Below are 15,796 nucleotides of genomic sequence, written 5' to 3'. Positions count from 1 at the left end.
TCCTTAGGTTATGTGCAAGTCGGTTCGTCGTACCCTTGCTACACTTCGAATTATATCTAGCCTTTGGTACGGCAATAAGGTTGAACTTTTATCACCCTGCTTAGGGAGGCGCTCGGTATGGTATTTTTTTATTGCGGCATATTTATCACGCTCTGGACGATTGCGGCGGTCATGCTGATCAACAACCGGAAGCTGGCATACACGAAATGGGTATGCCTCTTGTTAGCTGTCACCGGGTTGGCCAGCTTCTCCGTCGTCATTCAACTCGAGGTGCTGCCGTGGATGAGAGCATCTCTCCATGCAGCCGATCTGACCGAAGCCGTAAGGGTATTCACGATCGCTGCGTGGGGAACGGAATACCATTTCGTTCCGTTTCTGTTTCTCATGTGCGCCATTGTTTTTACGCGGCTGTTTTCTGCAAGGATGCTGACCTGGGTAGGCATTGGACTGTTCGTTCCGATTGCAGCCTACCTCGCCACAGTGCCTCCTTTGTACCCGGAAGCTCGGCTCGGCCATCCGTACTTCCGCATCCTGGCCGGCATTTACGTCTTGATCGGCGTCGTCGTGTATTGGATGCGGTATTGGACGGAGAGCAATTCCGCTTACAAGAAGAACAGTCTGCGAACGTCGATCACGATGATGCTGTGCATGAGCTTTCTATACGCAACGGACTATTACGGGTTAAACTACTTCCTCATCGGGAAAAACGAGCTGGTCATTTCAAGCAACAACATGTGGCAGTTTAACATTATCATCGCAATCGTGTTCATGCTGTTCTTTGTCTACTATGGGATGAGGTACGGATTCCTGGGCATTAAGCTGCGGATCGAGCAGCAGAAGATGGATTATTCCATGAAAAATTTGACGCAAGGAGCGTTAATCCTTAATCACACGCTCAAGAACGAAGTCCAGAAGATCAATTATTTAAGCAGCCGGATGAAATCCGCCCTTGCCCAGGATAATCGCGACGAAACGATGCATTACTTGTCGAGTCTCGATAAGGTGGCGGATCATATCCTCGACATGATGAATCGGATCAAGGAACGAACGGGCGAGATCGTCCTTAACGAGCGCAACGAACGGTTAACGGAGCTGCTCGATTACATTCTTCGCTCGATTGCACCAACCTTGCAGGAGCATGGGATCGAGCTGGAGAGGAACTATCAGATCGATCCGCTTGTGTATTGCGACGGCGCGCATATCAAAGAAGTGCTGAACAATGTGCTGGTCAACGCCGTGGAAGCGATGGGAAGAATGAACGGCGGAAAACTGAACGTCTCCGTATTGGAAATAAAGCGGGATGTCGTAATCTGGGTTAAAGACACGGGAAGCGGGATATCGGCGGAAAACGCGGCGAAAATATTCGACCCGTTCTTCACGACCAAGAAGGGCGTCGTCAATTACGGGCTGGGGCTGAATTACTGCTACGGCGTCTTGCATAAGCATGGCGGCAACATTCGGCTGGTTGATACGGAGCCGGGCAAAGGCACGTGGATGGAAATCCGTTTCCCATCCAAGCGGGTACGGGGAAAACAAGTGCCGGATCGATCATTCGCCGCGGAAGGAGGAGTGCCGAGTGGGCCATCCAATAAAGGTACTGCTTGTTGAGGATGATCCGTTCTGGCGCGAACGGCTTGCCGAAGATTTAAGCAAGGAGCCGGACATCGCGGTCGTGATGGCGGCAGCCACCAAGGAGGAGGCGCTGCAGGCCGGCAACTCGATGGATATTGACGTCGTGCTGATGGACATCAACTTAACGGAAAATCAGCTCGACGGTTTAGAGATTACGAGAGAGCTGACGCTCGCGAGCAAAGCTGCGGTTAAGATCATTATGCTGACTTCGCTTACGGAACGGGAAGTGATTATAAAATCGTTCCAGAACGGAGCCGTCAACTATATCAATAAATCGAATTTCGAGGATATTGCCGTCGCGATCCGGGAAGCCAGCTCAAACTTAGCCTCGATTCACCCGGATGCCGCTTTTGCTATGAGGGAGGAGATCAGACTGATGCAGCTCACGCCTTCCGAACGCGAAATCCATGATTTGAAGGAAAAAGGCTTCAGCCGCACGGAGATCGCCGCGCTATTGCACAAGTCGATGAATACCATCAAGACGCAGGTCCGAAGCATTCGAAATAAGTTGATGAAATAAGGATTCGCCACCCCAATCCCGTTTTGGTTTGAACGCGGGATTGGGGTATTATTTTTTTTATCATTCCCATGCAGCGGTTCTCGCTTCATGACCGTCTAATAGGGTGGAGGTGGTTATCCAGTGAAGCCGGCCGGCTCAAAGATGAAGAACAATTTCGCTCAGGATCCCGCGCAAGCGCTCGAGCAGCTTATGGAAAGCTTCGGCTCAATCGTTATGCGCACCGCTTATTTCTATACCGGTGATCGACATCTTGCGGAGGATATCAGCCAGGAAGTATTTCTCCGCGCTTACCGGAATTGGACGTCGTTCAGAGGGGAAAGTACCGTTAAAACCTGGTTGACGGCAATTGCCGTCAACGTCTGCCGAGACAAAACGGGCGTTCGGATGTTTACCGAGCAGCCGACCGACCCAAGCCGGATGGAATCCAGCCGAACGATCAACGTCGAGGATGAGGCGCTTGACCGGCTGCAGAAGAGCGAGGTGCTGCGGCATCTGCTTCGTCTGTCCTTGCCGCACCAAGAGGTGCTCTATCTGTATTATTATTTGGACTTAAACACGCGGGAGATCGCGGATGCGACGTCGTCGCCCGAAGGAACCGTACGAAATCGACTTCACCGAGCGCGCGAAGCGATGGCTCGGGAGATGCATAGGGAGGAAAAGATCAATGACGGATTTTACCGATCGTAACATGCAGAAACAGCTTCAAGCCGAATGCGATGATGTGCTTTTTGCCGGAATGGAATTGAGCGAACAACTGAAACAGAAGATTCGGCAGCAGACGGCTTCGGTGAAGAAGCCAAGCCGCCGATTCGCCTTCAAGCGAGCTTGGATCACGGCAACGGCGAGCCTGGCATCAGCCACTATGCTGATCGCGGTTGTCCTGATGCTTCAGCAGCCGGCCGTTCACAGCCCGGCCAACAATCAAGTTGGAAGCGTGCCTCCGGTAACCAACGACGGCACGGCCGGTTCGGAGCTGTCGGAGCTGATTACGACTCCGCTTGGCTCCGCGGAGGATGCGAAGGCGGCATTCGGACCGAATCTCCTTGTTCCGAGCTTCGTACCTGATGGGTATACACTGAAGGAGATCGTCTCCGTAGGGATGAAGGGCGAACCTGTAAGAGACGTGATCTTCACGTATGCGGCAGGCGAAAAGACCCTTACGTTCACCGCAAGCCGCATGCCGGCCTCGTTCCCGGCGGATATGTTCACTGCAACGAAAGTCGGCAGCGCTGATGGGTCGATTTTCGAACAGCCCGGACTTACGGAGCTGTTCTGGACGGTCGCGGACGTTCACTATTCCATTACCGGCAACGTTACGGGCGATGAAGCCAAGAAGATCGCCGAATCGGCGCAATAAGAGGAGAGAGCCTGCCATAATCGGCAGGCTCTTCGCTTAACAGGGTGAAGAAAGACCAACCTGTTCGCTGTTATCGTCACCTCCTATAATTCATATCAGAGCGATCAAGATCGATCGAATCCGATAGGATGATGGAGGAATGCGGCAATGTCCTGTCATTATCAAAGTAATCCCAAAAACGGCTTGAGGCCTTCTCTCCCCTCTCATTGACAGCGATCCATTCTTGCAATTTCCACTTACGTAGACTAAACTGAACACAAATTGAATAAGCGCGGGAGCTTGCGGAAGCAGGCTGAGAGTACGGCTATGCTGCCGTAGACCGTTTAACCTGTTGGGTAATGCCATCGTAGGAAAAGTACTGCTTATGCGTGCGTTTATTTATGCGCCCTGCCTGCGGCTTTCGCGGGCAGGGCGCTTTTTCGCGTTTGATCATGCCAAATTTGGTTCAGTGAGAGGGAGATGTGCAGTGAATCTACAGGAAGTCGTACAGATTTGGTCGCAGGTCAAGCAAGCAGGTCCGCTCGTTCATAACATCACGAATGTGGTTGTGACCAATTTCACGGCCAATGGGCTGTTGGCGCTTGGAGCATCGCCGATTATGGCTTACGCGAAGGAGGAAGTCGCGGATGTGGCCAAACTATCCGGGGCGCTCGTGCTCAACATCGGAACCTTGAACGAATCGGAAATCCAGGCGATGAAGCTGGCAGGCGCGTCTGCCAATGCGCATGGCGTTCCGGTCGTATTCGATCCGGTTGGAGCCGGTGCGACGGCTTACCGGACGGAGACGGCAAGAGAGCTTATGAGCACGCTGCGAGTGAATATATTGCGCGGCAATGCTGCCGAAGTCGCAAACGTCGTCGGGCGAGAGTGGAGCATTAAAGGCGTTGACGCGGGGACAGGCGACGGGGATGTCGTGGAGCTTGCCCAATATGCCGCCGAGCAGTTGAATTCGATTGTGGTTATTACCGGCAAAGAGGATGTTGTTGCGGGCGGGTCAACCTCGTACGTCGTGCGCAATGGCGATGCAATCCTTACGCGAGTTACCGGCACAGGCTGCTTGTTGTCGTCGGTGATCGGCGCATTCGCTGCGGTCGAAGCCGATTATGCGAAGGCTGCGACAGCGGCGTTAGTCGTGTATGGCGTGGCTGCGGAGCTTGCTGCCGCTAAGACGGCGGAGCAAGGACCGGGCAGCTTTCAGATCGAATTTTTGAATCTATTGGCCAATGTTTCCGCTTCGGACATCGAGCGGCTCGGCCGGGTGGAGGGGATCAACGCATGACAATCGCAAGAGCATTAACGGTTGCAGGTTCCGATAGCGGCGGGGGAGCCGGCATTCAAGCCGATCTGAAAACATTTCAGGAGCTTCGCGTTTTCGGCATGTCCGCGATAACGGCGGTAACGGCGCAGAACACGCTCGGCGTACAGGGCATTTATCCGCTATCCGCGGAAGCGGTTCAGCAGCAGATGGATGCTATCGGGCAGGATTTAGGCGCCGATGCGGTGAAAACCGGCATGCTGTTTTCGAGTGAAATAATCCTAGGCGTTGCCGAGAAGCTGCAGCAGTATAAATGGGAGAAGGTCGTCGTTGATCCCGTAATGATCGCCAAAGGAGGTGCGGCGCTTCTGCTCGAAGAATCGGTTCGCGCCTTGAAGCAGACGCTGCTGCCGCTTGCTTATGTCGTTACCCCAAACCTGCCAGAGGCTGAAATACTGGCAGATATGAGGATTATCAGCCTCGAGGACCGCAAAGAAGCGGCGAAAAGGCTGGCTGCATACGGCGCGAAGCATGTCGTGATGAAAGGCGGCCACGATCCTGCCGGAGGTGACGAGGTAGTGGATTTGTTGTATGACGGGCGGGATTTCTATGAATTCCGCAGCGCGCGCAAAGAGACGCGCCACACGCACGGTACCGGTTGTACGTTCGCGGCGGCGATCACGGCTGAACTGGCAAAGGGACGATCGGTACTTGATGCCGTTCCGGTCGCCAAAGCATTCATCCAAGCCGCGATTGAGGATTCGCTGCAGCTTGGACAAGGCCATGGTCCTACGAATCACTGGGCTTATCGGGAACGGAGCCGGGCTCAAGCCCAGATGAGCAGCCGATGAGCGATCTCGTATGGAATGAGACGGCGATCCGCCGCGCCATGCAGCTCTATTTCATTATGGGCAGCAACAACTGCTCGAAAGCTCCACTACACGTTCTGAATGAGGCTATCGAAGGCGGCATCACGATGTTTCAGTTCCGCGAGAAGGGGAGCGGCGCTTTGAAGGGCGATGGGAAAACGAAGCTAGCCTATCAAATGCGCGAAATGTGCAGGCGGCACGGGGTTCCTTTTATCGTCAACGATGACGTGGATCTGGCGCTGGCGATCGATGCCGATGGCGTTCATGTCGGGCAGAAGGATGAGGCTGCCGCGGCGGTCCGGCTGCGAATCGGCAGCAGGCTGCTTGGCGTGTCCGCTTATAACCGCGAAGAAGCGGAAGCGGCGATACGATGCGGAGCGGATTATGTAGGCGTTGGGCCGTTGTTTGCGACGAAGACGAAGGAAGATGCGAAAGCAGCATCGGGGCTTCATGTTCTTGCTGAACTGCGTGAGGCAGGGATAACGATTCCGATCGTTGGAATCGGCGGCATTACGGCGGCGAATGCAGGCGAAGTCATCCGCTTCGGCGCTGACGGTGTTTCAGTCATCACCGCGATTTCGCTTGCAGAGCAGCCGGCTGCGGCGGTACGGGAACTGCGCCAAGCGGTTCTGGCGGGTAAAAGTTGACAGTCGGATAAGAAAATAAGACTACCGCTTATCTATGGCGGTAGTCTTATTTTTCAGATCGACATTAAGACGCTCGGTTCAAAACAGCCTTGGACTCTTCCTCGGTTGCTTGCTTTACGCGTTTGATGAAGAAAGAAAGCAATAGGCCAATAATGCCTATCCCGACGATTACGAGATAAGCATCGTTTATCCCTTGGATAGAGGCTTCCATGATTAAATGTTCTTGCGTCGCATCCTTGGCTGCGCCCGTCGCAATCATATCTTGCATATGCGTTTTGGTGCGGCTGGTCATGACGGTGACGAGCAGCGATGTGCCCACGGCGCCGGCCACTTGACGAATCGTATTCGAAATGGCTGTACCGTGCGCATTCAAGCGATTAGGCAGTTGATTCAGGCCGGCGGTTTGAACCGGCATCAGCAGCAAGGCCATCCCGATACGGCGGCCTGTAGACATAAGAACCAGATAGGTATAGCTGGTCGAGTCGGTTAGGTTGATAAAGCCAATCGTGGTGCCGATTGTAATGATAAGGCCAATAACCGAGAGCCATTTGGCGCCAAAGCGGTCAAACAACCTGCCGGCAACCGGCATAAGAAAGCCCATGACCAGCGCGCCCGGAAGCAGCAGCAAACCGGATTCCAAAGCCGTATAGCCGCGTGCGTTCTGCAGGTAAAGAGGCAGCAGCATCATATCCGCATACATCACCATCGTTACGGCGATATTAATGATAGTCGTCAGTGTGAACATATTATACCGGAATGCCCGAAGATCCAGCAGCGGATTCGCAGACACCAGCTGGCGCCATGTAAACAGGGCAATGGATACAACGCCTGCAACAATTGACCAGATGACTTCCGCGCTTGACCAGCCTTCGCTGCCTGCCCGGCTAAATCCATATAACAGCGCCCCAAATCCGATGGTTGAAAAAATGACGCTCAGCATATCAATTTTGGTGTCGCCCCGCTTTGATACATTTCGCAGAAAAATAAATCCGCAGACTATTACGAGGATGGCAAATGGAATCATGCCGTAAAACATCGATTCCCAAGCATAGTTTTCTAGCAGGTATCCTGCTAGAGTAGGCCCGATCGCCGGGGCGAAAATAATCGCAAATCCCATCATACCCATGGCTGCTCCGCGTTTTTCAGGAGGGAACAGCGTTAGGATGACATTCATGAGCAGCGGCATGATGATGCCGGCGCCGGCTGCTTGAATCATACGCCCGGTAAGTAAAACAGGGAAGGTGCCGGCGAGAGCGGATACGATCGTTCCCGCCAAGAAAATGATCATAGAAGCTTGAAATAATTGCCTCGTTGTAAATCGCTGCATAAAATAGGCAGTTATCGGGATTAACACCCCATTCACGAGCATATAGCCCGTTGTCAGCCACTGGGCGGTAGCTGCCGAAATGCTGAAATCCTTCATGAGCTCCGGGGTAGCTACGCTCATGACCGTTTGATTCAGCGTCGCGAGAAAGGCACCCAAAATCATAATGAACAGGATCGGTCCCTTTTTAATGGAACTGACGTCTGTTTGCTGATTTGCACTCATTATTGCATCCTCTCCACTCTCTATAATCTAGACTTAATTTACAATGTGTAAGATAATCAACATTGTATAAAACTAAATTATAGCCAGAAAGCTGCACCTTACAAGCGACGCTTTTCGCTGAAGTGTCACTTAGTTATCATTCCGGATCAAAGTGTAGTTTTAGTCATTTTTATACGACATATCCTGGATTCATTGTAATGCCAGATTGAGGTGGGGGATGAAAAATGAAGGATTCAGCGAAGCCTCGTACAGATCCGAGAATCGTTCGCACGCGCCAGTTGTTGAAGGATGCTTTTATTGAGCTGCTGCAAGAGATGGACATTGAAAAAATATCGGTGAACCGCATCGCTGAACGTGCCACGATTAATCGTGTCACTTTCTATCTGCACTATCGTGATATTCCGGACATGCTGGAGAAGATGGCGGATGACATGATCGAGGAGCTTCAGGCTGCGGTCGAGCAGCCGCCACCGCCTTCGAGGTCTTCCGACGATATCGATTCGGTAAAGCTGGTCAATTTGCTGGAGCATATCGCAGCGAATGCCAAGTTCTATAAAGTGGTTCTAGGGAAAAAACGAACGCCGATCTTTACAGAGCGTTTATTAAAGATGCTGTCGGAATCGGTAGCCTTACGAATGAAGGAGCTTGGAAGCGACTCTATCATGACCAAGGCGGGTATTCAGAAGGATATTGCCATATGGTACGGCTCGGCATCCCTCATCGGCACGATCGTGGCCTGGATTCAGCACGATATGCCGTACACGCCGCAGTACTTGGCTAAACAGTTTTCGCTGCTGCGGAGGCACCAGTTTATTGATAAACCGCTTTAATATATAGGGGGAGGTTCATATGCTGCAGAATCTATTTACGCAAATGCTAGACATCCGTTACCCGATTCTCCTGGCGCCGATGGCTGGAGGTCCCGGTACGCCCGAATTAGTGGCGGCCGTTTCGAACGCCGGGGGACTGGGCAGTTTGGGAGCAGGCTACTTAACGCCGGAACAAATTCGCAGCGCCATTCTGGACATTCGGCAGCGAACGGATCGGCCATTTGGCGTCAACTTGTTCATTCCCGAGCAGACGACTACCTCGGAAGCAGATATCGCGGAAATGAATGCCTATCTGAATCCTTATCGATCGGAACTTGGTTTAGCGCCAATCAAGAAGCTCCCGGATCTGCGGGAGACGTTTGCGGAGCAAACGCAAGTCTTGTTGGAAGAGAAGGTCCCGGTATTTAGTTTTACCTTTGGGATACCGGCTGAAGCTATTATCCAAGCAATGAAACAGAGCGGAACAGTCGTCATCGGCACGGCGACGACGGTGGATGAAGCCATGCAGCTGGAAGCGGCCGGCGTACATGCGATCGTTGCTCAAGGAAGCGAGGCGGGCGGGCACCGCGGTACGTTCTTGAAGCGTGCAAACGATGCCCTGATCGGCACCATGGCCCTCGTGCCGCAAATCTCAGATTATGTTTCAGTCCCGGTCATCGCTTCGGGAGGCATCATGGATGGACGAGGGCTCGTTGCAAGTCTTGCGTTAGGAGCTTCGGCCGTACAGATGGGCACCGCTTTCTTGGCTTCCAACGAGAGCGGCGCCCATGCCGTCTATAAACAGAAAATCTTATCGTCTACAGAGGATTCAACCGAAGTTACCCGCGCCTATTCCGGCAAACCCGCGCGCGGCATTCGCACGGCATTTATGAATGAGCTCCGTTCCTACGCAGGAAGCATTCCGGATTACCCGATCCAGAACGCGTTGACGAGAGACATTCGACAGGCGGCTGCCAAAGCCAATAATCCGGAGTACATGTCGCTTTGGGCGGGACAAGGACTTCGAATGGCCAGCGGACGGGATGCGGCTGCGATTGTCAATCAGACGATCGAGCAGGCCGAAGAACTTGCGAAACGGATGCCTTCGCTTATATCGCGCTAAGCCTGAGGGGTGAATGAACTACTTTCCGCCGATCATATACTGGAATGAGTGTTCCGATCCTTCAGAGTGGGAGTTGTTCAAATGGCCAAAATCATCGTCATGTACGAGAGTATCACGATCGTAGAGTAGAGGGGTGACGTTAATGCAAGTGAACATCCTTCCTCCATTGACCGAAGACGATAAGGAATGGCTTAGAAACTTGTGGTTAAACGAGTGGGGCGGCGAAATCATGATCACTAGGGGTAAAAAGCATCATGTTCAAGACATGGGTTCGGTCATTGCCTGGGCAGATGGCGTGCGAGTCGGGGCGGCTACCTATCGTCTAGGTGCAGGCGAGTGTGAGTTGATGAGCATGAATGCGACTGCAGCTGGCCTTGGTATCGGGAGCAAGTTGATTTCTGCCGTGGAACAAACCGCTCGGCAGTCTGGGATGAATCGGATGTGGCTCATAACGACAAACGATAATTTGGATGCTTTGCGGTTTTATCAACGACGCGGATATCGAATAGCCGCCGTATATCCAAACGCGATGGACGAAGTTAGGAAGTTAAAGCCGACAATCCCGCAAGTAGGTTATTACGCTATACCCGTTCATGACGAAATTGAACTTGAAAAACGGTTATGATCATTTGAGATAAAGCAAAACCCGCCAAGCATGGGCGGGTCAGGCTGTCGATCATCCACATCTTGAATGACTTTATGAATCGAATTTGCCTCATCCTGCCGAGATACGCTTACGGTTGCCACGCGCGCTATTTAGCCTAAAATGGCCCTTTTGAAAGGCTAACGGTTCTCAGAAAGGTTATTTGGCGATTGGGGCAGCGAATTCTTCCGATTTGGGCCAAGTAACGCCTCTGGCAACCGTTAGATTTTTTGAAAGGCTATTTATGTGCAAATAAGCGCTGGAGCATCCGTTAGAATTTTCGGGTGATCTCTCATGCTGCCGCGCACACGCTAGCAGTATAAAAGTCGATAAGCCGCCAATTAATCGATGGTAGGATGAGCTGTATTTTAACTTTCTTGCAGCCAGCGTAATTGCTCATCGCTAACCGAGATCAACGGTTTGTTCAGCTGCTTCGTATGGAAGCAGGGGATGAGCTCCTGAGCCGTGACAGGCTCGAGCCGGTCAAGCCAGCCAGCCAAACAGGCGATCAATCCAACGAGCCGTTCAGGCCGTGCGCCTTCCGCGCGCAGCGTTGCAAGAGTCAGGCTCTTGTCCCGCTTGGATAATCGGCTGCCTTCGGCATCCGCAAGCAGAGGAACATGCGCAAACCGAGGAGGCTTCAGGCCGAGCGCGGCGTAGAGAGCAAGCTGTCTAGGCGTGGAGTCGAGCAGATCGGCCCCCCGCAGCACATCCGTAATCTCCATGGCCGCGTCATCTACCGTTACGGCGAGCTGGTAGCTGAACATGCCGTCGGCTCGTTTGACGATAAAATCACCCATTTCTTCTCGCCCGAAATTTTGAACCCTATGTATGGCATCCTCGAAGCTGCTTGATTCATCAGTCATCATGAACCGAAGCGAGGCGGCTTTCACCGTTTCGTTCGCATGCCGCTCTTCGTTTGTTAAATGACGGCACAAGCCAGGGTACGACGTGCCTTCCGAAGAAAGTCCGTGAGGCGCGCTGGCAATGGAAGCTAGATCGGCGCGGCTGCAATAGCACGGATAAATTCGTCCATCCGCTTTCAGTCGCTCCAGCGCGTTCTCATACAGCTGCTCGCGGCCGCTTTGATAATAAGGGGCGCAGGGTCCGCCTGCTTGCGGTCCTTCATCCCAGTCGAGTCCAAGCCATCGCAGATCGTCGATCTGCCGCTCCGCGAATGCAGGGCGGGATCTTGATTTGTCGATATCTTCAATCCGCAGCAGAAATTGACCGCCGGCTTGACGAATTTGCAGCCATGCGCAAAGCGCCGTGAAGGCGTTGCCGATATGCAGCAACCCGGATGGGGTAGGGGCGAATCGTCCGCGACGAAGCATATTCATCACACTCCTGGGTATGTCATGCCTGGAAATGCAAAAAAAGAGCAGCTGCGCCGCTCTATGCTCTCGTTTATAATTTTATTGACGCATGGGATTAAAATGGCGGAGCCGACGGGATTCGAACCCGCGGTCTCCTGCGTGACAGGCAGGCATGTTAGGCCTCTACACCACGGCTCCACATTTTAATAATGTGCGCTAAGCACAAGTAGTATACTATCATGAAGCTAGTCCGCTTGGCAAGCCATTATATGGAGTAAAATACTTCATCATAAACCATGAAGGAGGTGAGGGTCATCAAAGTTGTTCTCGGTTTGGTCATGCTCATTCTGTTTGCGCTCGTTACGTTCTTTGGTCTAGGCCCGGTATTGTTCGCGGACGGGAGCGATCAAGAGCGCATGATTACGCTAGGTATCGTCCTGGTTGTTTATGTCGCGTTAGCGATCGTTACTTATTTCATTTTCCGGAAAAGGTAAATGGGGAGAAACAAGCGCACTGCAGCTGGCAGTGCGCTTTTTTTTTGCATCTTCTAAAAAGCATTCATTGTTAATAGAAATAGATTGTGATACGTAATGTATCTCATTTTCATAGGAGAGAAGGGAATCTATGAAGCGGCTTGCATTGCCAATCGAACAGCTCAAGCCCCAATATGAAGTCGTCGTCATCGGATCAGGTTACGGTGGATCGATTACTGCGTCACGTCTTGCAAGGTCCGGACGGAAGGTTTGCCTGCTAGAAAGAGGCAAAGAGTTCATTTCCGGCGAATTTCCCGATACGGAAGCCGAAGCGTTGCATGAAATGCAGGTGCATGCAGCGGACAAACATATCGGGCCGCGGACCGGGCTCTATGATTTTCACGTGCACAATGATATTAACGTATTCGTCGGCTGCGGCTTGGGCGGCACCTCGCTAGTCAATGCGAATGTATCGCTGCAGGCCGATCCGCGCGTATTTCAGGACCCGACATGGCCGACGGAGCTGCGCGAAGACGTCAACGGGAGACTGAAGGAAGGCTATCAGCATGCCGAGCGCATGCTTCGGCCGGTTGAATATCCGGCTGCATTCCCCGCGCTCGCCAAGCAGGAAGCGTTGAAGAAATCCGCAGCCGCTCTCGGCAAGCCGTTTAAACCTACACCTATCAACGTCAACTTCCAAACGTTTAAAGACAATATCAATCCGGTCGGCGCGGAGCAGAAGCCATGCAATCTATGCGGCGATTGCGTGACGGGATGCAACCATGATGCCAAGAATACTTTGCTCAAAAACTATTTGCCGGATGCAAGAAATTTTGGCGCGGAGATCTACACCCAGATTGCCGTACAGTACATAGAGTCCTGTGACGACGGCGGGTATCGGGTCCATTATCAGCTGCTAGGTACCGGTAGAGAAAAATTCCAAGCAGCCTCGCTATTTATCCAAGCCGATATTGTTATCTTGGCAGCGGGAAGCCTTGGCAGTACGGAAATCCTGCTCCGCTCCAAGGAAAAGGGACTGTCCCTATCCGCAAAGCTGGGCGAACGGTTTACCGGAAACGGGGATGTATTAGGGTTTGGCTATAACAACGATACCGCGATCAACGGCATTGGCTTTGGCGCTCGGAACGGAAGCGATCGGGAAGCTGTCGGACCGTGCATTACGGGAGTGATCGACAGCCGAAACACCGATCGGCTGGAGGACGGGATGGTGATCGAGGAAGGCTCGATTCCCGGCGCGCTTGCGAACCTTCTGCCGGGCATGTTAAAGCTTGCCGCCCAAGCGAGTCCGGAGGAGCATGATCTGCAAGCGCCTCAATTCATCCAGCGGAAGAAACGCGAGATGGAAAGCTTCGTTCAGGGGGCGTATGCGGGGGCGGTCAAAAATACGCAGACCTATCTTGTCATGGCCCATGACGACGGTAACGGGAAAATGGAGCTAAAGAACGACAACTTGTGCATCGAATGGAATGGCGTCGGTAAACAGCCGATTTTTAATGCCATTAACGATACGCTGGAAAAGGCAGCGGAAGCAAATGGCGGCGTCTATGTGAAGAATCCGACCTGGAGCAAGCATTTCAATCATCACTTAATTACCGTACACCCGCTAGGCGGCTGCTGTATGGCCGATAGCGCCGAGCATGGCGTTGTGAACCATAAAGGACAGCTGTACGCAAACGAGGCCGGCAGCGATGTTCACGAAGGGCTTTACGTATGTGACGGCTCCATTGTGCCAAGGCCTCTAGGCGTTAATCCGCTGCTGACGATATCCGCGCTCGCGGAACGCTGCGGCAGTCTGATCGCGGAGGATCGGGGATGGAACATTGACTACTCGTTCCCGGAACCTGAACCTCTGCCGGAAGTAAAGCAAACGATCGGCATTCAATTCACCGAAACGATGCGCGGCTATTTCTCTGCTAACGAGAAAGCGGATTTCAAGCAAGGCTTCAAGCTCGGTAAGCATGAGGACAGCGCGTTCGAATTTACGCTCACGATCAGAAGCGAAAATTTGGACCATATGCTAGGCAGCGCGGAGCATGCGGCGTTCATGACGGGAACCGTTAACGCGCCGGCTCTGTCAAAACAACCGCTCACCGTAAGCGAAGGGCGGTTCCAGCTGTTCGTTGACGACCCTCGGCGGCCGGACTCGAAGGAAATGCGGTACCGGATGAAGCTCATCGCCGAAGAGGGGAAGACGTACTACTTTACCGGATACAAGAGCATTCATAACGACAACAAGCTCGAACAATGGGATGACACGACGACGCTGTTTATATCCCTCTACGCAGGCGAAGACGAAACAACGCCGGTGCTTGGTCGAGGCATCCTGCATATTCGTCCGGACGACTTCCTTAAACAAATGACGACGATGCAGGCTCTTCACCATCGAACGCGTGCAGAGCAACTGGAAGCGTTAGCGAAATTCGGGACCTATTTTGCCGGGTCGTTATTCGACGTATACGGCGGCATCTTCGCCGCTAATCAAGTGTTCAACCCAGGGGCTCCGCTCCGGAAGAAGCGACCGCTACGGGTGGCAAGTCCGGAAATTCATCCTGTCGTTACAAAAGACGGCGTACACATTCGTCTTCTCCATTATAAAGGGGGGACTAAAGGGCCGGTCATGCTCTCCCACGGGCTTGGCGTGTCTAGCACCATATACGCGATCGACACCGTGGACACGAATTTGGTCGAATACCTGGTCGCTAACGAATTCGATGTATGGCTGCTGGATTACAGAACGAGCATCTCGCTGCCATCTTCTCAAGAGCAATGGACTGCGGATGATGTAGCTTCCTATGACTATCCTGCCGCCGTAGAACGAGTTCTAGCGGTCAGCGGAGCGGATTCTATCCAGGTGATCGCGCATTGCGTCGGATCCATCACGTTCACCATGGCCATGCTGGCAGGCCTTGAAGGAGTCCGTTCCGCCGTTTGCCTGCAGGTAAGCACTCATATGCATGTTCCGAAGCTGACCAAGTTCAAGACCGGCATCTATCTGCCTACGGTTCTGAAGAAGCTCGGCATCGATTCTTTGAACGCTTATGTGGATACGAATGCGGACTGGGCCGATAAATTGTTCGATAAAGCCTTGAAGCTGTACCCGGGAGAATTGGAGGAACGGTGCACTAGCGCGGTTTGCCATAGGCTCAACTTCATGTACGGCCCATTGTACGAACACGACCAGCTCAATGCGTCCACGCACGAAACCCTGCATGAAACGTTCGGAAGCGCCAGCATCAAGATGTTCGAGCATCTGTCGCTCCTCGCCAGAGAAGGAAGCCTGCGCGGCGCGGATGGTTCGGATCGTTATCTGCCTCATGCGGAGCGGCTTTCCATTCCGATCACCTTTATTAGCGGCGCTGAGAACGGCACCTTCCTGCCGGAAAGCACGAACCATTCGTATGAGTTTCTTCGCGAGAAGGTGGGCGAGGCGCATTACCAGCGGAAAGTCGTTCCGAATTATGGCCACATCGATTGCATTATGGGCAAAAATGCGGTGAACGACGTCTATCCGCTAATTTTGGAGCATCTGGTGGATTTCGGGAAATAAAACTTAATGGGATTAAATAACCGGTCCTTATACTA

The 15,796-nt window shown here is 52.8% G+C and carries 14 protein-coding genes and 1 tRNA gene; 12 read left to right on the top strand and 3 right to left on the bottom strand.

What is annotated here, in order from left to right:
- Positions 1-117: 117 nt before the first annotated feature.
- The 7 genes from DL346_RS10675 (at position 118) to thiE (ending at position 6,280) form a co-directional block, all read left to right on the top strand.
- A complete protein-coding gene (locus DL346_RS10675) occupies positions 118-1,608 on the top strand; it encodes a sensor histidine kinase (RefSeq protein WP_112882112.1) in 1,491 nt (496 codons plus the stop codon).
- The gene (locus DL346_RS10670) at positions 1,577-2,152 is read left to right on the top strand and encodes a response regulator transcription factor (RefSeq protein WP_165822464.1); all 576 of its coding nucleotides are present in this window, start codon (positions 1,577-1,579) and stop codon (positions 2,150-2,152) included. The genes DL346_RS10675 and DL346_RS10670 overlap by 32 nt, the downstream gene beginning before the upstream one ends.
- A 120-nt stretch (positions 2,153-2,272) precedes the next feature.
- Entirely contained in the window at positions 2,273-2,839 is a 567-nt protein-coding gene (locus DL346_RS10665) for an RNA polymerase sigma factor (protein WP_240633127.1), read from the top strand.
- The gene (locus DL346_RS10660; protein ID WP_165822463.1) at positions 2,817-3,509 is read left to right on the top strand and encodes a DUF4367 domain-containing protein; all 693 of its coding nucleotides are present in this window, start codon (positions 2,817-2,819) and stop codon (positions 3,507-3,509) included. Before DL346_RS10665 ends, DL346_RS10660 begins: the two co-directional genes overlap by 23 nt.
- A gap of 466 nt (positions 3,510-3,975) precedes the next feature.
- A complete protein-coding gene (gene thiM, locus DL346_RS10655) occupies positions 3,976-4,788 on the top strand; it encodes a hydroxyethylthiazole kinase (protein WP_165822462.1) in 813 nt (270 codons plus the stop codon).
- Complete coding sequence (thiD, locus tag DL346_RS10650; protein WP_112882109.1) at positions 4,785-5,615, top strand: bifunctional hydroxymethylpyrimidine kinase/phosphomethylpyrimidine kinase; 831 nt, start codon at positions 4,785-4,787, stop codon at positions 5,613-5,615. Before thiM ends, thiD begins: the two co-directional genes overlap by 4 nt.
- Positions 5,612-6,280 carry a thiamine phosphate synthase gene (gene thiE / locus DL346_RS10645; protein ID WP_112882108.1) on the top strand — a complete coding sequence of 223 codons (669 nt, stop codon included), beginning with the start codon at positions 5,612-5,614 and terminating at the stop codon, positions 6,278-6,280. Before thiD ends, thiE begins: the two co-directional genes overlap by 4 nt.
- A 64-nt stretch (positions 6,281-6,344) precedes the next feature.
- Here thiE and DL346_RS10640 read toward each other — a convergent pair whose 3' ends face one another.
- Positions 6,345-7,829 carry a DHA2 family efflux MFS transporter permease subunit gene (locus tag DL346_RS10640; RefSeq protein ID WP_112882107.1) on the bottom strand — a complete coding sequence of 495 codons (1,485 nt, stop codon included), beginning with the start codon at positions 7,827-7,829 and terminating at the stop codon, positions 6,345-6,347.
- 224 nt (positions 7,830-8,053) lie between these two features.
- On the opposite strand from DL346_RS10640, the gene DL346_RS10635 reads away from it, so the two are divergent.
- The 3 genes from DL346_RS10635 to DL346_RS10625 all read left to right on the top strand — a co-directional run bounded on the left by DL346_RS10635 (position 8,054) and on the right by DL346_RS10625 (position 10,386).
- Entirely contained in the window at positions 8,054-8,659 is a 606-nt protein-coding gene (locus tag DL346_RS10635) for a TetR/AcrR family transcriptional regulator (RefSeq protein WP_112882106.1), read from the top strand.
- 19 nt (positions 8,660-8,678) lie between these two features.
- Positions 8,679-9,761 (top strand): NAD(P)H-dependent flavin oxidoreductase, encoded by a 1,083-nt coding sequence (locus DL346_RS10630; RefSeq protein ID WP_112882105.1) that lies wholly within the window; start codon positions 8,679-8,681, stop codon positions 9,759-9,761.
- A 142-nt stretch (positions 9,762-9,903) separates the two neighbouring features.
- Complete coding sequence (locus DL346_RS10625) at positions 9,904-10,386, top strand: GNAT family N-acetyltransferase (RefSeq protein ID WP_112882104.1); 483 nt, start codon at positions 9,904-9,906, stop codon at positions 10,384-10,386.
- A gap of 386 nt (positions 10,387-10,772) precedes the next feature.
- Here the strand turns inward: DL346_RS10625 and gluQRS are convergent, their stop codons facing one another.
- Both gluQRS and DL346_RS10615 read right to left on the bottom strand, forming a co-directional pair.
- A complete protein-coding gene (gene gluQRS / locus DL346_RS10620; protein ID WP_112882103.1) occupies positions 10,773-11,744 on the bottom strand; it encodes a tRNA glutamyl-Q(34) synthetase GluQRS in 972 nt (323 codons plus the stop codon).
- A 97-nt stretch (positions 11,745-11,841) separates the two neighbouring features.
- Positions 11,842-11,918 (bottom strand) — tRNA-Asp (locus DL346_RS10615).
- A 107-nt stretch (positions 11,919-12,025) separates the two neighbouring features.
- On the opposite strand from DL346_RS10615, the gene DL346_RS28785 reads away from it, so the two are divergent.
- Complete coding sequence (locus DL346_RS28785; protein ID WP_133257516.1) at positions 12,026-12,214, top strand: DUF6954 family protein; 189 nt, start codon at positions 12,026-12,028, stop codon at positions 12,212-12,214.
- Positions 12,215-12,344: 130 nt separating this feature from the next.
- A complete protein-coding gene (locus DL346_RS10610; RefSeq protein ID WP_112882102.1) occupies positions 12,345-15,761 on the top strand; it encodes a GMC oxidoreductase in 3,417 nt (1,138 codons plus the stop codon).
- Positions 15,762-15,796 lie beyond the last annotated feature (35 nt).

Origin of the sequence: Paenibacillus montanisoli (assembly GCF_003268025.1) — a bacterium.
Classification (GTDB): Bacteria; Bacillota; Bacilli; order Paenibacillales; family Paenibacillaceae; genus Paenibacillus_Z; species Paenibacillus_Z montanisoli.
The sequence above is the reverse complement of the archived record's forward strand: the minus strand, read 5'-3'. Positions and strand labels throughout refer to the sequence as shown.